At 73.2% G+C, this 24,853-nt stretch carries 21 protein-coding genes and 1 pseudogene; 10 read left to right on the forward strand and 12 right to left on the reverse strand.

All coding sequences use genetic code 11. The features are described 5' to 3' along the window. Positions 1-2 precede the first annotated feature (2 nt). The 6 genes and pseudogenes from tal to ACFFHU_RS18265 all read left to right on the forward strand — a co-directional run bounded on the left by tal (position 3) and on the right by ACFFHU_RS18265 (position 7,237). Positions 3-1,181 (forward strand): transaldolase, encoded by a 1,179-nt coding sequence (tal, locus tag ACFFHU_RS18240; RefSeq protein ID WP_377340464.1) that lies wholly within the window; start codon positions 3-5, stop codon positions 1,179-1,181. Between the two features lie 16 nt (positions 1,182-1,197). Next, entirely contained in the window at positions 1,198-2,847 is a 1,650-nt protein-coding gene (locus ACFFHU_RS18245) for a glucose-6-phosphate isomerase (RefSeq protein ID WP_377341197.1), read from the forward strand. A gap of 2 nt (positions 2,848-2,849) precedes the next feature. Next, positions 2,850-4,397 (forward strand): glucose-6-phosphate dehydrogenase, encoded by a 1,548-nt coding sequence (gene zwf / locus ACFFHU_RS18250; RefSeq protein ID WP_377340466.1) that lies wholly within the window; start codon positions 2,850-2,852, stop codon positions 4,395-4,397. Between the two features lie 28 nt (positions 4,398-4,425). Next, a pseudogene (locus tag ACFFHU_RS18255) lies at positions 4,426-5,424 on the forward strand (glucose-6-phosphate dehydrogenase assembly protein OpcA); the annotation flags it as partial. A 125-nt stretch (positions 5,425-5,549) separates the two neighbouring features. After that, entirely contained in the window at positions 5,550-6,323 is a 774-nt protein-coding gene (gene pgl, locus ACFFHU_RS18260; RefSeq protein ID WP_377340467.1) for a 6-phosphogluconolactonase, read from the forward strand. Positions 6,324-6,481: 158 nt separating this feature from the next. Then, complete coding sequence (locus tag ACFFHU_RS18265) at positions 6,482-7,237, forward strand: FkbM family methyltransferase (protein WP_377340469.1); 756 nt, start codon at positions 6,482-6,484, stop codon at positions 7,235-7,237. Between the two features lie 139 nt (positions 7,238-7,376). Here the strand turns inward: ACFFHU_RS18265 and secG are convergent, their stop codons facing one another. The 11 genes from secG to rsgA all read right to left on the reverse strand — a co-directional run bounded on the left by secG (position 7,377) and on the right by rsgA (position 21,230). Next, complete coding sequence (secG, locus tag ACFFHU_RS18270; RefSeq protein WP_377340471.1) at positions 7,377-7,640, reverse strand: preprotein translocase subunit SecG; 264 nt, start codon at positions 7,638-7,640, stop codon at positions 7,377-7,379. A gap of 94 nt (positions 7,641-7,734) precedes the next feature. After that, the gene (gene tpiA, locus ACFFHU_RS18275) at positions 7,735-8,526 is read right to left on the reverse strand and encodes a triose-phosphate isomerase (RefSeq protein ID WP_377340472.1); all 792 of its coding nucleotides are present in this window, start codon (positions 8,524-8,526) and stop codon (positions 7,735-7,737) included. Then, the gene (locus tag ACFFHU_RS18280) at positions 8,526-9,725 is read right to left on the reverse strand and encodes a phosphoglycerate kinase (RefSeq protein WP_377340474.1); all 1,200 of its coding nucleotides are present in this window, start codon (positions 9,723-9,725) and stop codon (positions 8,526-8,528) included. The genes tpiA and ACFFHU_RS18280 overlap by 1 nt, the downstream gene beginning before the upstream one ends. Before the next feature lie 52 nt (positions 9,726-9,777). Continuing rightward, positions 9,778-10,782, reverse strand: a complete 1,005-nt coding sequence (gene gap, locus ACFFHU_RS18285; RefSeq protein ID WP_377340476.1) for a type I glyceraldehyde-3-phosphate dehydrogenase — start codon at positions 10,780-10,782, stop codon at positions 9,778-9,780. Positions 10,783-11,041: 259 nt separating this feature from the next. Further along, positions 11,042-12,022 carry a DNA-binding protein WhiA gene (gene whiA / locus ACFFHU_RS18290; RefSeq protein WP_377340477.1) on the reverse strand — a complete coding sequence of 327 codons (981 nt, stop codon included), beginning with the start codon at positions 12,020-12,022 and terminating at the stop codon, positions 11,042-11,044. 54 nt (positions 12,023-12,076) lie between these two features. Next, on the reverse strand, positions 12,077-13,168 hold the full coding sequence (locus ACFFHU_RS18295; RefSeq protein WP_377340479.1) for a gluconeogenesis factor YvcK family protein: 1,092 nt from the start codon (positions 13,166-13,168) through the stop codon (positions 12,077-12,079). Beyond that, positions 13,165-14,013, reverse strand: coding sequence for an RNase adapter RapZ (gene rapZ / locus ACFFHU_RS18300; protein WP_377341199.1), 849 nt, complete (start codon positions 14,011-14,013; stop codon positions 13,165-13,167). The genes ACFFHU_RS18295 and rapZ overlap by 4 nt, the downstream gene beginning before the upstream one ends. 201 nt (positions 14,014-14,214) lie before the next feature. After that, a complete protein-coding gene (uvrC, locus tag ACFFHU_RS18305; protein WP_377340481.1) occupies positions 14,215-16,152 on the reverse strand; it encodes an excinuclease ABC subunit UvrC in 1,938 nt (645 codons plus the stop codon). Positions 16,153-16,311: 159 nt separating this feature from the next. Next, the gene (locus tag ACFFHU_RS18310) at positions 16,312-16,842 is read right to left on the reverse strand and encodes a Rieske (2Fe-2S) protein (protein ID WP_377340483.1); all 531 of its coding nucleotides are present in this window, start codon (positions 16,840-16,842) and stop codon (positions 16,312-16,314) included. A 219-nt stretch (positions 16,843-17,061) separates the two neighbouring features. Next, positions 17,062-20,019 carry an excinuclease ABC subunit UvrA gene (gene uvrA, locus ACFFHU_RS18315; RefSeq protein WP_377340485.1) on the reverse strand — a complete coding sequence of 986 codons (2,958 nt, stop codon included), beginning with the start codon at positions 20,017-20,019 and terminating at the stop codon, positions 17,062-17,064. A 122-nt stretch (positions 20,020-20,141) separates the two neighbouring features. Continuing rightward, a complete protein-coding gene (gene rsgA / locus ACFFHU_RS18320; protein ID WP_377340486.1) occupies positions 20,142-21,230 on the reverse strand; it encodes a ribosome small subunit-dependent GTPase A in 1,089 nt (362 codons plus the stop codon). A 181-nt stretch (positions 21,231-21,411) separates the two neighbouring features. Between rsgA and ACFFHU_RS18325 the strand changes: the two genes are divergently transcribed. Next, entirely contained in the window at positions 21,412-22,128 is a 717-nt protein-coding gene (locus tag ACFFHU_RS18325; RefSeq protein ID WP_377340488.1) for a maleylpyruvate isomerase family mycothiol-dependent enzyme, read from the forward strand. Between the two features lie 8 nt (positions 22,129-22,136). Further along, positions 22,137-22,790 carry an MBL fold metallo-hydrolase gene (locus ACFFHU_RS18330; protein WP_377340491.1) on the forward strand — a complete coding sequence of 218 codons (654 nt, stop codon included), beginning with the start codon at positions 22,137-22,139 and terminating at the stop codon, positions 22,788-22,790. A gap of 21 nt (positions 22,791-22,811) precedes the next feature. On the opposite strand, the gene ACFFHU_RS18335 is transcribed toward ACFFHU_RS18330, so the two are convergent. Further along, entirely contained in the window at positions 22,812-23,270 is a 459-nt protein-coding gene (locus ACFFHU_RS18335; protein ID WP_377340493.1) for an SRPBCC family protein, read from the reverse strand. A 120-nt stretch (positions 23,271-23,390) separates the two neighbouring features. Between ACFFHU_RS18335 and ACFFHU_RS18340 the strand changes: the two genes are divergently transcribed. Next, positions 23,391-24,074 carry a TetR/AcrR family transcriptional regulator gene (locus ACFFHU_RS18340; RefSeq protein ID WP_377340495.1) on the forward strand — a complete coding sequence of 228 codons (684 nt, stop codon included), beginning with the start codon at positions 23,391-23,393 and terminating at the stop codon, positions 24,072-24,074. A 60-nt stretch (positions 24,075-24,134) separates the two neighbouring features. Next, entirely contained in the window at positions 24,135-24,776 is a 642-nt protein-coding gene (locus tag ACFFHU_RS18345) for a hypothetical protein (RefSeq protein WP_377340497.1), read from the forward strand. The last annotated feature ends 77 nt before the right edge of the window (positions 24,777-24,853 follow it).

Consider the following 24,853-nt stretch of genomic DNA (forward strand, 5'->3'; position numbering starts at 1 on the left):
CGATGACGGACAGATTGGGCGAACTCACCGCCGCGGGCGTGGCGGTCTGGCTTGACGACCTTTCCCGGGTACGCCTCAGCTCCGGCGGCCTCGACAAGCTGCGCCGGGAGGACCACCTGGTCGGCGTCACCACCAACCCGACGATCTTCGCCAAGGCGCTCAGCGACGCCGACGAATACAACTCGCAGCTGCGCGAGCTGGCCACCCGGGGCATCTCCGTCGAGGAGGGCGTCCGGATGCTCACCGCGTACGACGTGCGGTGGGCGTGCGACGTGATGCGCCCCGCGTACGACGCGAGCGCCGGGGTCGACGGCCGGGTCTCGCTGGAGGTCGACCCGCGGCTGGCGTACGACACCGAGAAGACGGTGGCCGAGGCCAAGGCGCTGTGGTGGCTGGTCGACCGGCCGAACCTCTACATCAAGATCCCGGCCACCGAGGCCGGCATCCCGGCGATCACCGAGACGCTGGCGGCCGGCATCAGCGTGAACGTGACGCTGATCTTCGGCCTGGAGCGCTACTCCGCGGTCATGGAGGCGTTCCTGGCCGGCCTGGAGCAGGCCAAGGCCAACGGCCACGACCTGTCCACCATCGGCTCGGTGGCGTCGTTCTTCGTCTCCCGGGTCGACACCGAGGTGGACAAGCGGCTGGAGAAGATCGGCTCGGACGAGGCCAAGGCGCTGCGCGGCAAGGCGGCCGTGGCCAACGCCCGGCTGGCCTACCAGCGGTACGCCAAGGTCTTCGCCTCCGACCGGTGGCAGGCGCTGGCCGACGCCGGCGCGCACCCGCAGCGCCCGCTGTGGGCCTCCACCTCCACCAAGAACCCCGACTACCGGGACGTCATCTACGTCGAGGAGCTCATCGCGCCGGGTACCGTCAACACGATGCCCGAGCCGGTGCTCCGGGCCTTCGCCGACCACGGCGAGGTCCGCGGCGACACGGTGACCGGCGCGTACGACGACGCCCAGCGGGCGATCGACGCGCTCGGCTCGGTGGGCGTCGACTTCGACGACGTGATCGCCACCCTCGAGCGGGAGGGCGTGGAGAAGTTCGAGGCCAGCTGGCAGGAGCTGCTCGACGGCGTCCGCAAGTCGCTGGAGGCCGCGGCGCAGGGGCAGGGCAGCCCAAACGAGGCCGCCAAGGGCAACGCGGAAGCGGCGCAGCGCGCGGGTGGCAACGCGTGATCCCATGGGCCGCGACGTGACTGACCTGCTCTCCGGCCCGGTGGAGGCCGGCGGCGGGGTCTCCGTGTACGGCGCGGAGGCGGTGGACCGATCGGCCCCCGCCTCCGCGCGGTCCGCCCTGGTGGCGGCCGGGGTGCCGGGCCGGATGTCGGCCCGGGACGCCGGCCCGGGGGGCGCCGGGTCCGTCGGCGGGGCGCGGACCGGCCTCGGCTGGCTGGACACCCACCGCCGGAGCCGGGAGCTGCTGCCGCAGCTCGCCGAGCTCTGCGACGAGCTGGGCGACCTCGAGCACGTGGTGGTCGTCGGCACGGGCGCGGCCGCGCTGGCGTCGGCGGCCATCGCCCGCACCACCGGCCGGCCGCTGACCGTGCTCGACGGCGTCGATCCGGTGCGGGTGCGGGCCGCCCTCGGCGACCGGCTGGAGCGCACGGTCGTGGTGCTGGCCGACGGAGCCGGCTCGTCCCCCGCTACCGACGCGCTGCGCCGGGTCTACCGGCAGGCGTTTCTGGACACCGGCCGCACCGCGGCCGAGGCGGGCCGGCACTTCGTCGTGGTCACCGAGCCCGACTCGCCGCTGGTCGAGACGGCCGCCGAGCTGGGCGCGTTCGTGGTGCTCGCCGAGCCGGCGGGCGGCGGCCGGTTCGCCGCGCTCGACGCGTCCGCTCTGGTGCCCGCGGCGCTGGCCGGGGTGGAGGTGGTCGAGCTGCTCGACCAGGCCGAGGAGCTGGCCGGCGCGCTGGGCGGGGAGCGGGACAACCCGGGCCTGGCGCTGGGCGCCGCGCTCGGCGCGGCCGCCACCAACGGCCGGGACCGGGTCGCGCTGCTGCCGGACGGCAGCGGGCTGGACGGGCTGGGTGACTGGATCGCCCAGCTGCTGGCCGGCGCCACCGGCCGGGACGGGGTCGGCATCCTGCCGGTGGTCATGGAGGCGCCCGGCAGCCCGGGGTCGACCGGTCCGGACGTCCTGTCGGTCAGCTACGGAGGCGCGCTGCGGGCCGGGGCCGTACCGGGTGGCGGGGCCAGCCCCGACCTGGCCGTCGTCGGCCCGCTCGGCGCACAGTTCCTGACCTGGCAGTACGCGGCGGCCGTGGCCGCCGAGGTGCTGGGGGTCGACCCGTTCGACCGGTCCGGGGTGGCGGCGGCCGAGCGCGAGGCCGAGCGGCTCCTGGCGCAGCGCGGACCGACCGGAACGCCGACGTTCGTCGAGGGTTCCATCGAGGTGTACGGGCCGACCGCCGGCCCGCGAGACCTCGCCGGCAGCCTCGCGGCCCTGCTCGCCGGCATCGGCGCGGGCGGCTACCTGGCCGTGCAGGCCTACCTGGACCCCTCGGCCGACGCCGATGCCGCGCGGCTGCGCCCGCTGCTGGCCGCGGCCACCGGACGGACCGTCACCTTCGACTGGGCGGCGCGGGCGCTGGCCGGCGCCGGCCAGTACCATCGGGGCGGCCCGCCGCTCGGGTCGTTTCTCCACCTCACCGGCGCGGCCGACAACGACCTGCCGGTGCCCGACCGGCCGTACACCCTCGGCGAGCTGCAGGCGGCCCAGGCCGCCGGTGACCGGGCGGCCCTGCGCCGCCGGGATCGCCCGCTGCTCCGCCTGCACCTGACCGACCGGGCGGCTGGACTGAGTCAGCTGCTCCACGCCGTCCGCAATCTCCGGAGTTGAGAATGAGCCAGAGGACGACAGGGCAAGGAGGAGGCGTGAATCCTCTGCGCGATCCGCAGGACCGCCGCCTGCCAAGGATTCCGGAGCCGTGCGCTCTGGTGATCTTCGGGGTGACCGGCGACCTGGCCCGGAAGAAGCTGCTACCGGCCGTGTACGACCTGGCCAACCGCGGTCTGCTGCCGCCCGGTTTCGTAGTGCTCGGTTTCGCCCGGCGGGACTGGGGCGACGGCGACTTCGAGTCGCTGGCCTACGAGGCCGCCCGCAAGCACGCCCGGACGCCGTGGCGGGACGAGGTGTGGGCCCGGCTGATCGGCAACGTCAAGTTCGTGGGCGGCTCCTTCGACGACGACGCCGCGTTCGACCGGCTCGCCCAGACCCTCGACGACCTGCGCGACAGCCACGGCATCCAGGGCAACGCGGCGTTCTACTTCTCCATCCCCCCGGCCGCGTTCCCGGTCGTGCTCAAGCAGCTCGCCCGCACCGGCATGGCCGACAACGCCAAGTCCGGGGGCTGGCGGCGGGTCGTCGTGGAGAAGCCGTTCGGCCACGACCTGCAGTCCGCCAAGGAGCTCAACGACCTGGTCGACGACGTCTTCACCCGGGAGGACGTCTTCCGCATCGACCACTACCTGGGCAAGGAAACCGTCCAGAACATCATGGCGCTGCGGTTCGCCAACAACCTCTTCGAGCCGCTGTGGAACTCGAAGTACGTCGACTCGGTGCAGATCACCATGGCCGAGGACGTCGGGATCGGCAGCCGGGCCGGCTTCTACGACTCGGCCGGCGCCGCCCGCGACGTGCTACAGAACCACCTGCTCCAACTGCTGGCGCTGGTGGCCATGGAGGAGCCGACGAGCTTCGACGCCGCCGAGATCCGGGCCGAGAAGCTCAAGGTGCTCCGGGCCATCAAGCTGCCCCAGGATCCGCACCTCGACACGGTCCGTGGCCAGTACCTGGCCGGTTGGGTGGCCGGCGAGCGCGCCGTCGGATACCACGAGGAGGAGGGCGTGCCGCCCGACTCCACCACCGAGACGTACGTGGCCGTGAAGCTCGGCATCCAGAACCGGCGCTGGGCCGAGGTGCCGTTCTACATCCGGGCCGGCAAGCGGCTCCCCCGCCGGGTCACCGAGGTGGCCATCATGTTCAAGAAGGCGCCGCACCTGCCGTTCAACGCCACCGACATGGAGATGCTGGGCAACAACCAGCTGGTCATCCGGGTGCAGCCGGACGAGGGCGTGGTGCTGAAGTTCGGCTCGAAGGTCCCGGGCACCACCATGGAGGTGCGGGACATCGCCATGGACTTCCAGTACGGCGAGGCGTTCACCGAGTCCAGCCCCGAGGCGTACGAGCGGCTGGTGCTGGACGTGCTGATCGGCGACCGGACGCTGTTCCCGGACGCCGCCGAGGTCGAGCAGAGCTGGCAGGTCATCGACCCGCTGGAGGAGGCCTGGCAGGGCACCAAGCCCGAGCCGTACCGGGCCGGTGAGTGGGGTCCGCGGGCCGCCGACGAGATGCTGGGCCGCGAGGGCCGGGCGTGGCGGCGGGCATGAAGCCGAACGAGCGAACCTGGAGGATCCATTGATCGGCCTGTGGGACACCACCGGCAACGACGTGGTCAAGGCGCTGGCCGCCGAGCGGCGCAGCGCCGGCGGGGTGGCCAGCGGGATGGCCCTCACGTTGATCGTCGTGGTGGATGAGAAGCGGGTCCGGGAGGCCGAGGCCGCCGCCACCGTGGCGGCCGCCGCGCACCCGTGCCGGCTGCTGGTGGTCGTCCGCTCGGACGTGGAGCGGGACCGCAACCGGCTGGACGCGGAGATCGTGGTGGGCGGCCGGCTCGGCCCGTGCGAGGCCGTGGTGATGCGGATGTACGGCCGGCTGGCCCTGCACGCCGAGTCGGTGGTCATGCCGCTGCTCGTGCCGGACGTGCCGGTGGTCACCTGGTGGCACGGCGAGCCGCCGGACCGGATCGCCAACGACTACCTGGGCGTGGTGGCCGACCGCCGGATCACCGACTCGGCGCAGGCCAAGGACCCGATCGCCGCGCTGCACCAGCGGGCCGAGGACTACGCGCCGGGCGACAGCGACCTGGCGTGGACCCGGATCACCCCGTGGCGCACCCTGGTGGCCGGCGCCTTCGACGCCCGGGCCGCCGAGGTGACCGAGGCGGACGTGGTGGCGCCGCCGAGCGACCCGACGGCCGCGCTGATGTGCGGCTGGCTGAAGGCCCGGCTCGGCATCGACCCGACCTGGCAGCGCACCGACGAGTTCCCGCGGATGCGGTCGGTGCGGCTGCGCTGCGCCAACGGCGACGAGCTGGAGCTGGTCCGGGAGGACTCGATGGCCACGTTCCGCCGCACCGGGCAGGACGACCGGCACCTCCCGCTGGTCCGCCGGCCGCTCGGCGACGAGCTGGCCGAGGAGCTGCGCCGGCTCGACGCCGACCAGGTGTACGCGGAGGCGCTGTGCGGGCTGACCGGCATCCAGGGGCTGGATAGGCGGTCGCGGGAGCGGGTGCACATCTGGAAGGACCCGGCCACCGCCGAGCGCGCCGAGGCCGGTGTGAGCGCCCATGCCGGCCCCACCGGGCAGGCCGCCGGCGGCAAGCCCACCGGAAAGGCCGCCGGCGGCAAGCCCACCGGAAAGGCCGCCGGCGGCAAGCCGACCGGGGGCGCCGCGGGCGCCGGTCCCGTCGGGCAGAAAGCGTGAACGGCGAGACGAGCGTCGTCGTGCACGCCGAGCCGGACGTTCTGGCCCAGGCGGTGGCCGCGCGGCTGATCGTGGCCCTGATCGACGCTCAGGCGGCCCGCGGTGAGGCCAGCGTGGTGCTCACCGGGGGGCGGGTGGCCTCGGCCGTTTACCGGGCCATCCGCGAGCTGCCGGCCCGGGACGCGGTGGACTGGCGGCGGGTGGACCTGTGGTGGGGCGACGAGCGCTTCGTGCCGGCCGGGGATCCGGACCGGAACGACGCCCAGGCCCGCGCCGCGCTGCTCGACGCGCTGCCGCTGGACCCGGCCCGGGTGCACCCGATGCCGGCCGCGGACGGACCGGCGGGCAACGATCCGGAAGCCGCCGCGGCCGCGTACGCCGCGGAGCTGGCCGCCGCGGCCAAGCCGGGCACGGCCGCCCTCCCCCACTTCGACGTGCTGCTGCTCGGGGTGGGTGAGGACGGGCACGTGGCCTCGGTGTTCCCCGAGCACCCCGTGGCGTACGAGTCCCGGCCGGTGAGCGCGGTCCGGGGCAGTCCGAAGCCACCGCCGGTGCGGCTCACCCTCACCCTGCCGGCCATCAACACGGCCGACCAGGTGTGGCTGGTGGCCGCCGGACCGGACAAGGCCCGACCGGTCGGCATGGCGCTGGCCGGGGCCGGCCCGGTGCAGCTGCCCGCCGCCGGCGTGGCGGGGCTGAGCCGTACCCTCTGGTTGTTGGACCGGGAGGCGGCCGCCGAGGTCAAGCCGCGGTTCCGCAGCCTGCGCTGATCCCCGCTGCGGGTCCGGCCGGACCCGCCGGCCGGGACCCGCCGGCCGGGACCCGCCGGCCGGGACCCGCCGGCCGGGACCCGCCGGCCGGGGCCCGCGGGCCGGGACCCGCGGGCCGGCGCCGGGGATAGCGCGGCCGGGCCGGGGTAAAGCCGGGAATGCTCGGAGAACTCCTCGCGGACCCGTCGATGTCGAGGCTGCGCCGCTCGCTGACCCTGTCGTACGCCGATCCGGCCGTGGGCGCCGGCCTGGACGCCCTCTACGCGGACTTCGTCCGGCCCGGTGACCTCGTCTTCGACCTCGGCGCGCACGTGGGTGACCGGACCGGCAGCTTCCGCCGGCTCGGGGCCCGGGTGGTGGCCGTGGAGCCGCAGCCGCTGTGCGTCCGTGCCCTGCGCGCCCTCTATGGGCCCGACGACCGGGTGACGGTGGTCGAGGCGGCCTGCGGGGCGCGACCCGGACGGACCCGGCTGCACGTCAACTCGGTCAACCCCACGGTCTCCACGGCGTCGCCGCACTTCGTCCGGGCCGCGCACGGCGCGGACGGCTGGCGGCACGAGGTGTGGGACGAGGAGCTCGAGGTGCCGCTGGTCACCGTCGACGGGCTGATCGACCGGTTCGGCGTACCGGCGTTTGTCAAGATCGATGTCGAGGGCCTGGAGGATCAGGTGCTGGCCGGGCTGACCCGGCCGCTGGCGGCGCTCTCCTTCGAGATCACCACGATCCAGCGCGAGCTGGCCGTGACCTGCCTGTCCCGGCTCACCGGCCTCGGGTTCGCGCGCTTCAACCTGGCGCTCGGTGACGCGATGTCGCTGGCGCCGGACGACTGGCGCTCGGCCGCGGAGCTGGCCGCGTGCCTGCGGGCCCTGCCGGACGAGGCAAACTCCGGGGACGTCTACTGCCGCCCGGCCTGACCCGGAGCTGAATCCCATCATTCCGGACGATCCCCTCAGAACTCCGGCGAGGAACGCGCGCCGTCCGCAACCTCAACGCGAACCGCGCGCGGCCCCAGAGGGGGCCGCGCGCGGCGCACGATGACGGGAGAAGCGCCGGTCAGGACGTCCCGGCCGCCATCTGCAGCTTGAGCCAGAGACCGATGCCGACGATGCAGGCGAACCAGACAATGCCCACCAGGACCGTGTATCGGTCCAGGTTCTTCTCGGCGATCGACGAACCGGCCAGGCTGGAGCTGACCCCGCCGCCGAACATGCTCGACAGCCCGCCGCCCTTGCCGCGGTGCAGCAGGATGAGCAGGGTCAGCAGCACGCTCGTGATCAGCAGCAACACGACCATCGTGTACGCGAACCAAAGAGGCATGGTGTCGGGTTTGTCCTCTCGTTCCGATCCTCGCCCGGGCGTCGACCTCGTAGCGGCACCGACCTGCGGGCGGGCCCGTCAAGGATAGCGGCCGTCACCGGGCGATGTGCTCCGGGAACCGGCAGATGTTCGCGAACTCCTCGGCGTCGAGGCTCGCCCCGCCGACCAGGCCACCGTCCACGTCCGGCTGGGCCATGATCGCCGCGATGTTGTTGGCCTTCACCGAGCCGCCGTACAGCACCCGGACCCGGTCCGCGGTGGCCTGGTCGAACGTCTCGGCGATCCGCCGCCGGACCTCGCCGCACACCTCCTGGGCGTTCTCCGGCGTGGCCGTCTTGCCCGTGCCGATCGCCCAGACCGGCTCGTACGCGACCACCACCCGGGCCACCTGCTCGGCCGTGAGGCCGCGCAGCGCCGCGTCGAGCTGGTCGCAGCAGTGCGGTACGTGCCGCAGCTCCTCGCGGACCTCCAGCCCCTCGCCCACGCAGAGGATCGGGGTGATGTCGTTCGCCAGGGCGGCCGCCACCTTCGCGTTGATCAACGCGTCGTCCTCGTAGTGCTGGGCGCGCCGCTCCGAGTGCCCCACCACCACGTACGAGCAGCCGAGCTTGGCGAGCATGGCGCCGGAGATGTCCCCGGTGTACGCGCCGGCCTGGTACGGCGAGAGATCCTGCGCGCCGTAGCCGATCTTCAGCTTGTCGCCGTCGATCACGGTCTGCACGCTGCGCAGATCGGTGAACGGCGGCAGCACCACCGTCTCCACGGCCTCGAGCTGCTGCTCGTTGAGGCTGAACGCCAACTTCTGGACCAGCGCGATGGCCTCCAGATGGTTGAGGTTCATCTTCCAGTTGCCGGCCATCAGCGGCCGGCGCGTCTCGGTGGCCATCACTTCTCCAGGGCCACGACGCCGGGGAGGGGCTTGCCCTCCAGGTATTCCAGCGACGCCCCGCCGCCGGTGGAGATGTGGTCGAAGGCGGACTCGTCGAGCCCCAACGCCCGCACGGCCGCCGCCGAGTCACCCCCGCCCACCACGGTGAAGCCCTTGACCCCGGCGATGGCCTCGGCCACGCCCTTGGTGCCGGCCGCGAACGCCGGCATCTCGAACACGCCCATCGGGCCGTTCCAGAACACCGTACGGGCGCCCTCGATCTCGGCCGCGAACGCCGCCACGGTACGCGGGCCCACGTCCAGGCCCACCCGGTCGTGCGGGATGGCCTCGGCCGGTACGACGTCGTGCGTGGCGTCCGGCGCGAACGCCGTGGCCGCCACCACGTCCGCCGGCAGCAGGATCTTGCCCTCGGCCCGCTCCAGCAGGTCGCGGCAGGTGTCCAGCATCTCCTCCTGGAGCAGCGAGGTGCCGATCTGGTGGCCCTGCGCCTTGAGGAAGGTGAAGCACATGCCGCCGCCGATCAGCAGCCGATCCACCTTGGGCAGCAGCGCCTCGATGACGGCCAGCTTGTCGGAGACCTTGGAGCCGCCCAGCACCACCACGTACGGCCGCTCGGGGTCGCCGGTGAGCCGGGACAGCACCTCCACCTCGCGCAGCACCAGCCGGCCGGCGAAGTGCGGCAGCCGCTCGGGCACGTCGTACACGCTGGCGTGCTTGCGGTGCACGGCGCCGAACGCGTCGTCCACGTACGCCTCACCGAACGCGGCGAGCTGGTCCGCGAAGGCCCCCCGCTCGGCGGCGTCCTTGCTGGTCTCCCCCGCGTTGAAGCGGAGGTTCTCCAGCAGCGCCACCTCGCCGGAGGCCAACGCCTCGACGGCGGCCCGGGCCGAGTCGCCCACGGTGTCCGCGGCGAACGTCACCGGCGAGCCGAGCAGCTCGCCGAGCCGCCCGGCCACCGGGGCGAGGCTGTACTGCGGGTCGGGCTCGCCCTTGGGCCGGCCCAGGTGCGAGCAGACCACGATGGCCGCGCCCGCGTCCCGCAGGGCCGTGAGGGTCGGCAGCACCGCCCGGATCCGGCCGTCATCGGTGATGGCGCCGGACTGCTTGTCGAGGGGCACGTTCAGGTCGGCGCGCACCAGCACGCGCCGACCCGACACCCCCTCGGCGAGCAGGTCGTCGAGGTTCTTGATGCTCACAGAGTCAGCTCTCCGTTCGCGACTGCGGGGCTCGCAAGCTCACTCCTCGCGCTCACAGCGAGGAACCCACCAGCTTGGTCAGGTCGACGAGGCGGTTGGAGTAGCCCCACTCGTTGTCGTACCAGCCGAAGACCTTGACCTGGTTGTCGATCACCTTCGTCAGCGGGGCGTCGTAGATGCACGACGCCGGGTCGGTGACGATGTCGGAGGAGACGATCGGGTCCTCCGAGTAGGTGAGGATGCCCCGCAGCGGGCCGTCCGCGGCGGCGCGGTAGGCCGCGTTGATGTCCTCGACGGACGCCGAGCGGGTGAGCTCGACGGTGAGGTCCGTGATCGAGCCGGTCGGCACCGGCACCCGCAGCGAGTAGCCGTCCAGCTTGCCGTTCAGCTCCGGCAGCACCAGGCCGATGGCCTTGGCCGCGCCCGTGGAGGTCGGCACGACGTTCAGCGCGGCGGCCCGGGCCCGGCGCAGGTCCTTGTGCGGGCCGTCCTGCAGGTTCTGGTCCTGCGTGTACGCGTGGATGGTGGTCATCATCCCGTGATCGATGCCGAACGCGTCGTGCAGCACCTTGGCCAGCGGCGCGAGGCAGTTGGTGGTGCAGGAGGCGTTGGAGATGATGGTGTGCTTCGCGGGGTCGTAGGTGTTGTCGTTGACCCCCATCACCACGGTCACGTCGTCGTTCTTGGCCGGGGCCGAGATGATGACCTTCTTGGCGCCCGCGTCCACGTGCGCCCGGGCCTTGGTGCCGTCGGTGAAGAAGCCGGTGGACTCCAGGACGATGTCGGCGCCCAGGTCGCCCCACGGCAGCTTGCTCGGGTCGCGCTCCGAGAAGACCTTGACGTGTTGGCCGCCCACGCTGATCTCGTCGCCGCTCGCCTTGACCTCCTCGGCGAGCCGGCCGAGGATGCTGTCGTACTTGAGCAGGTGCGCCAGCGTGGCGTTGTCGGTCAGGTCGTTAGCGCCGACGATCTGGATGTCTGCCCCCGAGGCCAACGCGGCCCGGAAGAAGTTGCGGCCGATCCGGCCGAAGCCGTTGATGCCAACCCGGATGGTCACAGGTCCCATCTCCTCGCAATCTGGTCCGCCAGCGTCGCGATCCTCCGGGCCCGCGGCGATGCCGCCGACCGGGTGGAACCCACCGCTGCTGGTCATCTCGGCCGCCTCGCCGCGGTCGGAATGACCCGGACCGCCCGAGGCGGCACGCACGGCGAGGAAGCCCATCCGTCGGCCTCGTCGCCGTACGCTGCGACCCTATCGGAGCGCGGGCCGTCGCGCTGCGCTGGGGCACAATCCGTGCCTGGGAGCGCTTCGCGGATCAGACCACCAGCATGTCCGGGGTGACGGCCGCCTCGGTGTCCGGGATGCCGAGGTCCCGGGCGCGCTTGTCGGCCAGCGCGAGCAGCCGCCGGATCCGGCCGGCGATGGCGTCCTTGGTCAGCGGCGGGTCGGCCAGCGCGCCCAGTTCCTCCAGGGACGCCTGCCGGTGCTCCAACCGCAGCTGGCCGGCCGAGGTGAGATGGTTGGGCGCGTCGTCGGCGAGGATCTCCAGCGCCCGGGTCACCCGGGCGGCCGCCGCCACCGCGGCCCGGGCCGAGCGCCGCAGGTTGGCGTCGTCGAAGTTGGCCAGCCGGTTGGCGGTGGCCCGCACCTCCCGGCGTACCCGACGCTCCTCCCAGGCCAGCACGCTGGAATGCGCGCCGATCCGGGTGAGCAGCGCGGCGATCGCGTCGCCGTCCTTGACCACCACCCGGTCCACCCCGCGCACCTCCCGGGCCTTGGCGGCGATGCCGATCCGGCGGGCCGCGCCCACCAAGGCCAGCGCCGACTCGGGACCGGGGCAGGTGATCTCCAACGCGCTGGACCGGCCCGGCTCGGTGAGCGAGCCGTGCGCCATGAAGGCGCCGCGCCAGGCGGCCACCGCGCAGCAGACGCTGGCCGCCACCACGTGCGGCGGCAGGCCGCGCACGGGCCGGCCGCGCACGTCGAGCAGGCCGGTCTGCCGGGCCAGCGCCTCGCCGTCCTTCACCACCCGCACGATGTAGTGGCTGCCCTTGCGCAGCCCGCCGGAGGCGAGCACGTGAATCTCGCTGGAGTAGCCGTACACCTCGGCGATCTCCCGGCGCAGCCGCCGGGCCACCGCCCCGGTGTCCAGCTCCGCCTCCACGACGACCCGGCCGGAGACGATGTGCAGACCGCCCGCGAACCGCAGCAGGGCCGCCATCTCGGCCCGCCGACAGCAGGGCTTGGGCACGTCAACCCGGCTGAGCTCGTCCTTGACCGCCGCCGTCATCGCCATCGTGTTGTCACCTCGTGTGGCCCGTTCCGGCATGCTGCCGGAATTCGTACGTGCTTAACGATCGGCGCCCAGGAGAGGCACCAGCGCGGCTCCCAGCGCCGACGGGTCGTGCCGGGGGGCGCCGTCCGGGACGGCGACCGGGGCGAGCACGAGCCGGGCGCCCAGTGATTCTGCCGCACGCTCGACCGGTTCGGGATCGCCGACCGCCTTGGCGTCGGCGAGAACCAGGTCGACCGTGAGGTCCGGCAGGTACCAGCGCAGCGCCGCGAGGTGGTCCGCGACCGACAATCCGAGGGTCTCCTTCTCCGCCGCCAGGTTGAGCGTGACCAGCCGTCTGGCCGGGCTGGCGACGATCGCGGCGGCCAACTCGGGCACCAACAGGTGCGGGATGACACTCGTGTACCAACTGCCCGGTCCGAAGATCAGCCAGTCGGCCTCGGCCACCGCCGCGAGGGCCTGCGGACAGGCCGGCGGGGCAACCGGCGACAGACTCAACGACTCGACCCGCCCTCGGGTTACGGCCACGGCATGCTGCCCGCGTACGGTGACCGCCTCGGCCGGGCGAGCCGGATCCATCCCCCGGACGACCGCCTCGATCCCCACCGGCTCGCAGGACATCGGCAGCACCCGGCCGATCGCGCCGAGCATCGCGCCGGCATGGTCGAGCGCCGCCACCGGGTCCCCCAGCAGCTCCATGAGACCGCACAGCACCAGGTTGCCCACCGCGTGCCCGGCCAGCGGATCGGCGGGGCCGGCACCACCCGCCGCGACGCCGGCGCCACCCGCGGCAGGGCCGGCGCCGGGGCCCGGGCCGGCCGTCCCGCTCGGACCGGCGCCCGCGGCGCCCGGGCCGCCGGCGGCGAAGCGGTGCTGGAACAGGTCGGCACTGCGCCGGGTGATCGGATGGTCCGCGGCCAGCGCGGCGAGCGCCTGGCGCAGATCACCCGGCGGCAGGGCGCCGCGCTCGGCCCGCAGCCGCCCGCTCGACCCGCCGTCGTCGCCCACCGTCACCACGGCGGTGATGTCCAGATCCAGCTCCGGCGCGCAGCGCCGCAGGGCGCGCAGCGACGCGGACAGCCCGTGGCCGCCACCGAACGCCACCACCCGACGCGCCGCCCGGACCTCCGGTTGCCGGCCCGCCGTCATTCCCGCCCCAGATCGCGGTGGTGCGCGTGGGCCGACAGTCGCAGCTCGCGCAGCTGCTCAGCCAGCTCCTCCGCGATGGCCACGCTGCGATGCTTGCCCCCGGTGCAGCCGACCGCCACGGTGAGGTAGCGCTTGCCCTCCCGCTCGAAGCCGCCGGCCGTCACCCCGATCAGCCGCGCGTACGTCTCGACGAAGCTCACCGCGCCGGGCTGGTCCAGCACGTACCGGCTGACGGCCTCGTCCCGGCCGGTGTGCTCGCGCAGCTCCGGAACCCAGTACGGGTTGGGCAGGAAGCGAGCGTCCAGCACGAAGTCGGCGTCCGGCGGCAGGCCGTACTTGAAGCCGAAGGAGAGCACCGTCACCCGCAGCCGGCGGGCGTCCTCGCCGCCGAACAGCTCCTCCACCCGGCTGCGCAGCTGGTTGACGTTGAGATGGCTGGTGTCGATGATCACGTCGGCGAGGTCGCGGGCCTCCTCCAGCAGGCCGCGCTCGACCGCGATGCCGTCGGCCAGCCGGCCGTCCCCCTGCAGCGGGTGGGAGCGGCGGACGCTCTCGAACCGCCGGATCAGCACCTCGTCGTCGGCGTCCACGAAGACCACCCGGGGGCTGAAGCCGCGATCCTTGAGCGCGCGGATGGCCCCGGCGAGGTCGGTGGAGAAGGCCCGGCTCCGCACGTCCAGCACCATGGCCGTACGCCGGGCGGCGCCGCCGGCGCGCAGCGCGAGCTCGGCCATGTCCAGCATGAGCGCCTGCGGCAGGTTGTCCACCACGTAGAAGCCGACATTTTCCAGGGCCCGCGCCACGGTGCTGCGGCCGCCGCCGGAGACGCCGGTCACCACCACCAGCGTGGTGTCCTGCTCGGGTTCTCCGGCCGTGTTCCCGCCGTGCGACCCGTGCGCCGTCCGCGCCTCAGCCACTCGATTCCCCCAAGCCGTATCCGGGCCACCCCCGTTCACCCGGTGCGAGGGCCGACTCTATCGCGGCCCCTCCCCGGTCGCCGACGGCGACCGGGGAACCGCCGGCGAACAGGACCGATGCGCCGGTGATCAGGTCGTCGGCGGCGCGGCCTGCCCGCTCAATGCCGCCAGGATCGCCTCGGCGGTCCGCCGGCCCACCCCGGGCACCTCGGTGATCTCGTCCACGCTGGCCGCCGCCAGCCGCTTCACCGAGCCGAAGTGGCGCAGCAGCGCCTTGCGGCGTACCTCACCCAGGCCCGGCACGTCGTCGAGCCCGGACACGGTCATCCGCTTGGACCGGCGCTGCCGGTGGTAGGTGATGGCGAACCGGTGCGCCTCGTCCCGGACCCGTTGCATCAGGTAGAGCGCCTCCGAGCCGCGGGGCAGGATCACCGGGAAGTCGTCGCCGGGCAGCCACACCTCCTCCATCCGCTTGGCCAGGCCGCACAGGGCGATGTCCTCGATGCCGAGGTTGGCCAGCACCGCGGCCGCCGCGGCCACCTGCGGCTGGCCGCCGTCCACCACCACCAGCTGCGGCGGGTACGCGAACTTGCGCGGCCGGCCCGTGGTGGGATCGATGCCCGGGCGGTCCGGGTCCACCTCGGTCTCGGCACCGATCTCGCCGGTCTCGGCCCGGCTCTCCAGATAACGAGCGAACCGCCGGCGCAGCACCTCGGACAGCGCGGACAGGTCATCCGTGGCGCCCCGGACCGCGAACCGGCGGTACTCGCCCTTGCGGGGCAACCCGTCCTCGAACACCACCATGCTGGCCACCACGTCGGTGCCCTGGATCTGGGAGACGTCGTAGCACTCGATCCGCAGCGGCGCCGTGCCCATCCCGAGCGCGTCGGCGATCTCGTCGAGCGCCTGGCTGCGGGTGGTGAGGTCGCCGGAGCGGCGCAGCTTGTGCCGGGTCAGCGCCTCGGCCGCGTTCCGGCCGACGGTCTCCAGCAGGGCCCGCTTGTCGCCGCGCTGCGGCACCCGCAGGTTGACCCGGCTGCCCCGCTTGCCGGACAGCCAGTCGGCCAGCGCGTCGGCGTCCGCCGGCAGGGCCGGCACCAGCAGCTCGCGCGGCACGTCCGCCTCGCCCTGCTCCGCGCCGTAGACCTGGGTGCAGAAGTGGTGGACCAGATCGCCGGTGGCCAGGTCCTCCACCTTTTCCACCACCCAACCACGCTGGCCGCGTACCCGCCCGTCCCGGACGTGGAAGACCTGAACGGCGGCCTCCAGCGGATCCTCCGCGAACGCCACCACGTCGGCGTCGGTGCCGTCGCCGAGGACCACGGCCTGCTTCTCGGTGGCCCGGCGCAGCGCCGCCAGGTCGTCCCGGAGCCGGGCCGCCAGCTCGAACTCCAGCGCCGCGCTGGCCTCGGTCATCTCCCGCTCGAGCCGCCGCGCCATCGTGTCGGTGCGACCGGCCATGAAGTCGCAGAAGCTGTCGACGATCTGCCGGTGCTCGGCCGACGACACCCGACCCACGCACGGCGCCGAGCACTTCCCGATGTCGCCCAGCAGGCACGGCCGGCCGACCTGCCCGGCCCGCTTGAACACCCCGGACGAGCAGGTCCGCGCCGGGAAGACCCGCAGCAGCAGGTCGAGCGTCTCGCGGATGGCCCAGGCGTGCGAGTACGGGCCGAAGTAGCGCACGCCCTTGCGCTTGGCCCCCCGCATCACCTGCAGCCGCGGGTATTCCTCGTCGAGCGTGACGGCGAGGTAGGGGTAGGACTTGTCGTCCCGGTAGCGGACGTTGAACCGGGGGTCGTACTGCTTGATCCAGGTGAACTCCTGCTGGAGCGCCTCGACCTCGGTGCCCACGGTGATCCAGTCCACCGAGGCGGCGGTGGTGACCATCTGCCGGGTGCGCTGGTGCAGGCCCCACGGATCGGCGAAGTAGGAGTTGAGCCGGCTGCGCAGATTTTTGGCCTTGCCGACGTAGATCACCCGGCCGGTGGCGTCCCGGAACCGATAGACGCCCGGCGACTCCGGGATGGTGCCGGGAGCGGGACGGTAGGTCGACGGGTCTGCCACGCTTCCAGCGTAGTCCGACCCCCCGTCACGATTTCCCACCGCGTGTCCGGCTGGATCGATCATGAAGCTGCCGCCGCGAGGCGGTGACAGCCTCATGATCAACACGACCGCGCCGCGCCACGGCGGGCGGCGCCGACCGGTGCGGTCCGGCGCTCGGTCTCAGGCGAGGGTGATGTTGTCGCCCTTCACCGTGACGTCCCGCGGCTCCAGCGGCTTCGGCGCCGGCCCACCCTTTACCGAGCCGTCGGTGATGGCGAACCGGCTGTTGTGGCAGCGGCAGATGATCGTGCCGCTCTCGATCTTGGACACCGGGCAGCCCTGGTGGGTGCAGATGGCACTGAACGCCTTGAACTGGCCGGCCGCCGGCTGGGTGACCACCAGGCGCTGCGCGGCGAAGATCTTCCCGCCGCCCACCGGGATCTCGGACGTCTTGGCCAGCGCGGTCCCGCCGTCCCCTCCCCCGGTGGCGCTGGGTGCGGAACCCGCTGGCGCGCCGGCGGTCGGTGCGGAACCCGCCGGCGCGCCGGCGGAGTCGCCACCGGCTGGCTTGTCGTCATCTGAACTGCCGCAGCCGGCCAGCAGGACCGCGGCACCCGCCGCGCCGGCCCCGGCCAGCAGCGCACGCCGGGGCAGGTCCGCCGTCTCCGCCGCCTCGCCCGGGGCAGTGCTGGTCATCCGGTCATCGCTCATGCTCGATCCCTCTCTCGGCCGCGAGGCCGGCGCGGCCTCCAGACATGTCCAGGTAGAGACACGGCCTATCACACCGGCCGGTTCAGTGGCGTCGCCGTCCGGATCAGGCCATTGACGCGGTACGCCCGGTCCGGCGGCCGCGCCGGCGTACCGGATCAGACCCTCGACGCGGCACGCCGAGACCGGCGTCGGCGTCGGCGTCGGCGTCGGCGTACCGGATCAGACCTTCGACGCGGTACGCCGGGACCGGGTCGCGGCCCGGCTCCGGGTCGTGGTCGACCCGTTGGCCTTGGCCCCCCGCGCCACGGCGGCCGGCGCTCCGGCCGCGGCGCCGGCGAGCCCGAGGACGTGCCGCAGATGCTGCCCGGTGTGGCTCTCGGGCACCTCGGCCAGTTCCTCCGGGCTGCCGGTGGCCAGCACCGTGCCGCCCCGGTGACCACCCTCGGGACCCATGTCGATCACCCAGTCGGCCGTCTTGATCACATCGAGGTTGTGCTCGATGGTGATCACCGTGTTGCCCTTGTCCACCAGGCCCTGCAGCACGGTGAGCAGCTTGCGGATGTCCTCGAAGTGCAGGCCGGTGGTCGGCTCGTCCAGCACGTAGACCGTCCGTCCGGTGGACCGCTTCTGCAGCTCGGAGGCCAGCTTGACCCGCTGCGCCTCGCCGCCGGAGAGAGTGGGCGCCGGCTGGCCCAGCCGGACGTAGCCGAGGCCCACGTCGACCAGGGTCTTGAGGTGCCGGTGGATCGCCGGGATCGGCTCGAAGAACGCGGCGGCCTCCTCGATGGGCATCTCCAGCACGTCGGAGACCGTCTTGCCCTTGTAGTGCACCTCCAGGGTCTCCCGGTTGTACCGGGCGCCCTTGCACACCTCGCAGGGGACGTACACGTCGGGCAGGAAGTTCATCTCGATCTTGATGGTGCCGTCACCGCTGCACGCCTCGCACCGGCCGCCCTTGACGTTGAACGAGAACCGGCCCGGACCGTACCCCCGGACCTTGGCCTCGGTGGTCTCGGCGAAGAGCTTGCGGACGTGGTCCCAGACCCCGGTGTAGGTGGCCGGGTTGGACCGCGGGGTCCGGCCGATGGGTGACTGGTCGACGCCGACCACCTTGTCGACCTGGTCCAGGCCGCTGACCCGGGTGTGCCGGCCGGGCACCAGCCGGGCACCGTTGATCTGATTGGCCAGTACGGCGTGCAGGATGTCGTTGACCAGCGTGGACTTGCCCGATCCGCTGACCCCGGTCACGGCGATGAGCTGGCCCAGCGGGAAGCTCACGGTGATGTTGCGCAGGTTGTGCTCCCGCGCGCCGTGCACCACGATCTCCCGGCCGGCGGTCTGCGGTCGCCGGTGCGCCGGCGTCGGGATCGACCGGCGGCCGGCCAGGTAGGCCCCGGTGAGCGACTCGGAGTTGTCGAGCAGGTCCGGCACCGAACCGCTGTGCACGATCTTGCCGCCGTGCTCCCCGGCGCCCGGCCCGATGTCGACCACCCAGTCGGCGGTCCGGATGGTGTCCTCGTCGTGCTCCACCACGATCAGCGTGTTGCCCAGCCCCCGGAGCCGGACCAGCGTCTCGATGAGCCGGTGGTTGTCCCGCTGGTGCAGCCCGATGGACGGCTCGTCCAGCACGTACAGCACGCCCACCAGGCCCGAGCCGATCTGCGTGGCCAGCCGGATCCGCTGCGCCTCGCCACCGGACAGCGTCCCGGCGGGCCGGTCCAGGGAGAGGTAGTCCAGGCCGACGTCGACCAGGAACCGCAGCCGGGCGTTGATCTCCTTGAGCACCCGCTCGGCGATCAGCTTCTGCCGGTCGGTCAGCGTCATCGCGGCCAGCAGCTCGGCGCACTCGCCCACCGACAGCGCGCAGACCTCGGCGATGCTGCGCCCGGCCAGGGTCACGGCCAGCACCTCGGGCTTGAGCCGGGCGCCGCCGCAGGACGCGCAGGGCACGTCCCGCATGTAGCCCTCGTACTTGTCGCGGGACCAGTCCGACTCGGTGTCCGAGTGCCGGCGCTCGATCCACTGCACCACGCCCTCGAAGCCGGTGTAGTAGGACCGCTCGCGGCCGTACTTGTTGCGGTAGCGCACGTGGACCTGGTCGTCGGAGCCGTGCAGGATCGTCTTCTGCGCCCGGGACGGCAGCTTGCGCCACGGCGTGTCCAGGTCGAAGTGCTGGGCGTCGCCCAACGCCTCCAGGAGGCGCAGGAAGTAGTCGAGCGTGTGCCCCCCGGACCACGGCTGGATCGCGCCGTCCCGCAGCGTGCGCTCCGGGTCGGGGACCACCAGCTCCGGGTCGACCTCCTTCTTGGTGCCCAGGCCGGTGCACTCGGGGCAGGCGCCGTACGGCGCGTTGAAGGAGAAGACCCGGGGCTCGAGGTCCTCGATGGCCAGCGGGTGGTCGTTGGGGCAGGCGAGGTGCTCCGAGTAGCGGCGCTCCCGGTTGGGGTCGCCCTCGTCCAGGTCGACGAAGTCGAGCAGCACCAGTCCGCCGGACAGGGCCAGGGCCGACTCCACCGAGTCGGTGAGCCGCTGCTTGGCGCTGGTCTTGACCGTGAGCCGGTCCACCACCACCTCGATGGTGTGCTTCTCCTGCTTCTTGAGCTTGGGCGGCTCGGTCAGCGGGTGGACCACCCCGTCCACCCGGGCCCGGGCGTAGCCCTTGGACTGCAGCTCGGCGAAGAGGTCGACGTACTCACCCTTGCGGCCCCGGATCACCGGCGCCAGCACCATGAACTTGGTGCCCTCGGCCATCGCGAGCACCCGGTCGACGATCTGCTGCGGGCTCTGCTTGGAGATCCGCTCGCCGCAGACCGGACAGTGCGGCTCGCCGACGCGGGCGAAGAGCAGCCGCAGGTAGTCGTAGACCTCGGTGATCGTGCCGACCGTGGACCGGGGGTTGCGCGAGGTCGACTTCTGGTCGATGGAGACCGCCGGGCTGAGCCCCTCGATGAAGTCGACGTCGGGCTTGTCCATCTGGCCGAGGAACTGCCGCGCGTACGACGAGAGCGACTCGACGTACCGCCGCTGGCCCTCGGCGAAGATCGTGTCGAACGCCAGGCTCGACTTGCCCGACCCGGACAGGCCGGTGAACACGATCAGCGCGTCCCGGGGCAGGTCAAGGCTCACGTCACGCAGGTTGTGCTCACGCGCGCCACGGATGATCAGTCGATCGGCCACGGTCAGGGTACTCCCGGGGAGAAGAAAGGGTGGTTCTGTCCGGAACTGCCGGCGGAAGAGACGCCTCGGCAACTCTAGCCCTGGGGTATGACACTTTTCCCCACCGGCACATTCCCCCAGGGTCAGCTGGTGAAGGGGCGGGGTGGGGGTGGCAGGGAGCGGCCGTGCCGGCGGACGTGCCGCTGGCGTCGCCAGTCGGAGCGCTGCGCCGCCAGCCGGGCATCCCGGCGATCCGTCTCCACGGCCACCTCCCGGTGCAGCCGCTGCCAGCTCTCCCAGCGTCGCGGGGCGAGCTCCCCGTCCTCCAGCGCGACCCGGACCGCGCAGCCGGGCTCCACCCCGTGCCGGCAGTCCCCGAACCGGCAGGCCGCGACCAGCTCGGCCACGTCGGCGAAGGCCCGGTCCAGCCCGTCCGCGGCGGACTGCAGGCCGACCGCCCGGATGCCGGGGGTGTCCAGCACGGCGCCCCCGCCCGGCACCGGGATCAGCGCCCGGTAGGTGGTGGTGTGCCGGCCCTTGCCGTCGACCCGACGGATCGTCTGGGTGGCCATGGCGGTGCTGCCGACCAGGCCGTTGACCAGCGAGGACTTGCCGGCGCCGGACGGGCCGAGCAGGCCGAGCGTGCGGCCGGGCGCGACGAACGGGCGCAGCGCGTCGAGGCCGCCCGGCCGGTGCGCGCTCACCGGCAGCACCGGCACCCGGGGGGCCACCTCGGCCACCTGGGCGGCCACCGCCGCCGGATCGGCCGCCAGATCGCACTTGGTGAGCACCACCACGGGCAGCGCGCCGGACTCCCAGGCGAGCGCGAGCAGCCGCTCGATCCGGCCGATGTCCGGCTCGGGATGGACCGGTTCGACGACGGCCGCCGTGTCGAGGTTGGCGGCCAGCACCTGGCCGGTGGAGTCCTTGCCGGCGGTCCGCCGGACGACCGCGGTGGACCGCGGCAGCCGGCGCTCGGCCGTGATCCGGTCGTCCGGCCAATCGCGGACGAGCACCCAGTCGCCGGCGCAGGGCAGCTGGGCGGGGTCGGCGGCGGCCGCCGCGAGCAGCGAGCCGGCGACGGTGGCCCGGACCGGTCCCTCGGCGCACAGCGTGGTGAGCACGCCGCGGTCGGCCCGGACGACCCGGCCCGGCCGCAGCCCCGCGCCGCACCGGGCGGCGTGTTCGGCCAGCGCCGGGCTCCAGCCCAGCGCGGTGAGGTCGACAGTCATGTCAGCCCTTCGGAAAAGAGGAGGCGGGAAGGTTCGGCGCGCGCACGAAGACGGGCATGCTCCCACCTCCTTTCCGCAACCCGGGTGATGCGTCGCACCTTGACGGTAGGCGGCGGGTCGCGCGCACCGGAAGCGATTTCCGGTACGGCCGGCGCGGTCCGACCGGCTAGGGTCTCCAGGCGTGACCGTTGACCCACTCGTGCTGCTCCCCGAGGTTGACCGGGCCACCGAGCGTCTGTTCCGGACGGCCGACGGGTTGGACGACGCGGCGGCGCGCGATCCGTCGCTGCTGCCCGGTTGGAGCCGCGGCCACGTGCTCACCCATCTGGCCCGGTCCGCCGACGCGTACGGCAGGCTGCTGACCTCGGCGCGTACCGGCGCCCGCGTGCCGGCGTACCCCAATGACGAGGCCCGGGCCGCGGACATCGCGGCCGGCGCGGACCGCTCCGCCGCGGACCTGGCGGCCGACGTGCGCGCGGCCGCGGCGCGGTTCGCGGACGCCTGCGCGGGGATGCCGCCGGAGGCCTGGGCCGCGGAGGTGATCGTCCGGGGCCGTCCGCAGCTCGCCGCCACCCTGGTGTGGGGCCGGCTGCGCGAGGTGGAGGTGCACCACGCCGACCTCGACGCCGGGTACGCGCCGGACGACTGGCCGGCGGCGTTCGCGCTCCGGCTGCTGCACGAGGTGGTGGCCGACCTGGGCCACCGGCCGGGGAGCTCGGCGCTCGTGCTGCGCCCGGACGAGGGGCGGCACGAGCTGACCGTGGGCGAGCCGGAGGGGGCGCCGGCGATTTCCGGACCGGTGAACCGGATCGCCGCGTGGCTGATCGGCCGTTCGGAAGGCGCGGGGCTTACGGTGAGCCCCGACGGACCCCTGCCGACCCCACCCGAATGGATCTAGAGATACCGATGACCTACACCGGAGACGTCACCACCGGCGGCCCGACGGACGTGCGCGAGCTGCCCCACCTCACCATCACCAAGGTCTCCGTGGGACCGATGGACAACAACGCCTACCTGCTGAGCTGCCGGTCCACCGGCGACCAGCTTCTCATCGACGCGGCCAACGAGGCGCCGCGGCTGCTCGAGCTGATCGGGGACGGCGGCCTCGCCACGGTGGTCACCACCCACCGGCACATGGACCACTGGGTGGCCCTGGAGGAGGTCGTCGCCACCACCGGGGCCCGCTCGCTGGTGCACGTCGACGACGCCGAGGGCCTGCCCATCGCCTCGGACACGGTCAGCGACGGCGAGACGGTGCGCGTCGGCGACTGCGCTCTCGATGTCATCCACCTCGTCGGGCACACCCCCGGCTCGATCGCCCTGCTGTACCGGGATCCGGCGGGCGACCCGCACCTGTTCACCGGGGACTCGTTGTTTCCCGGTGGAGTGGGCAACACCCATCAGGACGCGGCGGCGTTCGCCAGCCTGATCGACGACGTGGAGCAGAAGGTGTTCGGCCGGCTCCCGGACGAGACCTGGGTCTATCCGGGCCATGGCAAGGACACCACGCTCGGCGCCGAGCGTCCGGCGCTGCCCGACTGGCGCGCCCGCGGCTGGTAGCCGGCCGGGCCGGCGAGCCGCTCAACCGTTGAGGTGGCCGGCGTCGGAGGGCCGTCCCGGGACGCCGGACTCGCAGAGGCGCTTGAGCGAGGCGCCCTCGGTCTCGACGTACCGCTGGAACAGCCGACCGTAGATCGGCCGGGTGAGCGGTTCGAACGGGCCGGTGAGTTCCGCGACGAGTTCCACGTGCGTGCCGTCCGGTCCCGGCGTCACCACGTGGTCACCGAGGCAGCGCAGCCCGGCCGCCCTCGTCACCCAGGCGAACGATCGGCCGGGTTCGAGACGGCACACCGTCCAGGTCGCCTCACGCAGCCGGGGCTGCCGCACCCGGGCCCGGCTGCCCACCCGCAGCGGCCCGTCCTCAAGCACCTCGACCCGGCTCATCGTGGGGGTCCACTCCGGCCATCGTCGAACGTCGGACAGCACCTGCCAGACCTCCTCGGCGGAGGCCTCGATGGTCACCCGGGCCACGTACCGCATCGTTCCTCGCTCTCGCCATGGGATGCTGGGCCAGGGAGCGCGCCGACCGCCAGCCGCGGGCGGGCGCGGCGCCCCCGTGCCGCCACTCCTGTACCACCTGGTACATGTACCATACGGTACATGGATGACGACCAGCAACCCTCAGCGGGCACGGCCCGGCAGCGACTGCTGGACGCGGCCATCGGTCAGCTCGCCGAGCAGGGCATCAGCGATCTGAGCCTGCGTCAGCTCGCGACCGCCCTGGGCACCAGTCACCGGATGCTGATCTATCACTTCGGGTCCAAGGAGGGCCTGCTGGTCGCCGTCGTCAAGGCCATCGAGGAGCGGAACCGCGAAGCCCTGCTCGCGATGGAGGCCGACCTCGACCAGTCGCCACTGGACGTGGCCCGGGGGTTGTGGCAGCTGATGCGCGACCCGGCGATCAGGCCACAGGCACGGCTCTTCTTCGAGGTCTACAGCCAGGCGCTGCAGGGCCGGCCCTACGCCAGCGGGCTGCTCGACGGGCTCGTCGAGGACTGGCTGCGCCCCGCCGTGGCTCGACTGCGTTCCCTCGGCGTCCCGGAGCGGGAGGCCCGCGCCCAGGCGCGGCTCGGCCTGGCGGTCAGCCGGGGGCTGCTGTTGGACCTGCTCACCACCGGCGACGAGGAGGGTGTCGACGACGCCACGCTGCTCTATCTGCAGATCATGAGGTACGGACCGGACGCGACGGCGCCGGTCCGTGACCTGCTGCCGCCCTCCGGCGGCGCCACCGACGGGGGCGAGGCGACGCCGAACGCCCGGCCCGCGGACGGGCCGCCGGCCTGACCCGGATTCGACGGCCGCGCGATTGGGCTGGTCAATGCCCGTGCCACTAGGGTGCACCGGGTGAACTGGCTCGACGTGATCGGCTGGATCGGCTCCGCGCTGCTGGTCTGGTCCCTGCTGCAGACCCGCCTCCTGCGGCTGCGGGCGCTCAACCTGGTCGGCTGCGTGGTGCTGATCGGCTTCAACGCCGCCCTGGCCGTGTGGCCCATGGTCGGTCTGAACGTGGTGCTCGCCGTGATCAACATCTGGTACCTGGTCCGGATGGTGGCCACCCGGCACGACGACCGGACGTACCAGGTGGTGGAGGTGGGCACCGACGACGGCTTCCTCGAGCACGTGCTGCGGGTGCACGCCGCCGACATCGCCCGGTTCAACCCCGGCTTCACCTGGGCTGCCGACGGGGTGGAGCCGGCGCCGGGCCGGTCCGCCTTCCTGGTGCTGCGCGCCGACGAGGTGGTGGGGGTCATGCTGGTGCGCGCCGCCGGGAACGGGGTGGCGCAGATCGAACTCGACTACGTCACGCCACGGTTCCGCGACCTCACCCCGGGCGAGTTCGTCTACCGGCGCAGCCGGCTGTTCACCGCGCGCGGCTTCCGCCGGGTGGTCACCCCGCCGGACATGGTGGCGCCGTACTACGCCCGGCTCGGCTTCCGGCCGGCCGGCCGCTCGTACGCGCTCGACCTGCCGGCCGGCGCCTCCTGACAACCGGCCGGACCCGCCGGCAGGACGTCATTCTGCCGGCGGCAGAAGATCCTTTCGGCTCGGGCCGGCCGCCGCCT

The sequence above is a fragment of the Plantactinospora siamensis genome (genome assembly GCF_042434095.1).
GTDB lineage: Bacteria > Actinomycetota > Actinomycetes > Mycobacteriales > Micromonosporaceae > KBS50.

Coding starts and splice junctions, on each gene's coding strand:
- tal (WP_377340464.1), top strand. CDS start 3: ATGACGGACAGATTGGGCGAACTCACCGCCGCGGGCGTGGCGGTCTGG.
- zwf (WP_377340466.1), top strand. CDS start 2,850: ATGAGCCAGAGGACGACAGGGCAAGGAGGAGGCGTGAATCCTCTGCGC.
- ACFFHU_RS18265 (WP_377340469.1), top strand. CDS start 6,482: ATGCTCGGAGAACTCCTCGCGGACCCGTCGATGTCGAGGCTGCGCCGC.
- secG (WP_377340471.1), bottom strand. CDS start 7,640: ATGCCTCTTTGGTTCGCGTACACGATGGTCGTGTTGCTGCTGATCACG.
- tpiA (WP_377340472.1), bottom strand. CDS start 8,526: ATGGCCACCGAGACGCGCCGGCCGCTGATGGCCGGCAACTGGAAGATG.
- whiA (WP_377340477.1), bottom strand. CDS start 12,022: ATGGCGATGACGGCGGCGGTCAAGGACGAGCTCAGCCGGGTTGACGTG.
- ACFFHU_RS18295 (WP_377340479.1), bottom strand. CDS start 13,168: ATGACGGCGGGCCGGCAACCGGAGGTCCGGGCGGCGCGTCGGGTGGTG.
- ACFFHU_RS18310 (WP_377340483.1), bottom strand. CDS start 16,842: ATGAGCGATGACCGGATGACCAGCACTGCCCCGGGCGAGGCGGCGGAG.
- rsgA (WP_377340486.1), bottom strand. CDS start 21,230: ATGACTGTCGACCTCACCGCGCTGGGCTGGAGCCCGGCGCTGGCCGAA.
- ACFFHU_RS18330 (WP_377340491.1), top strand. CDS start 22,137: ATGACCTACACCGGAGACGTCACCACCGGCGGCCCGACGGACGTGCGC.
- ACFFHU_RS18335 (WP_377340493.1), bottom strand. CDS start 23,270: ATGCGGTACGTGGCCCGGGTGACCATCGAGGCCTCCGCCGAGGAGGTC.
- ACFFHU_RS18340 (WP_377340495.1), top strand. CDS start 23,391: ATGGATGACGACCAGCAACCCTCAGCGGGCACGGCCCGGCAGCGACTG.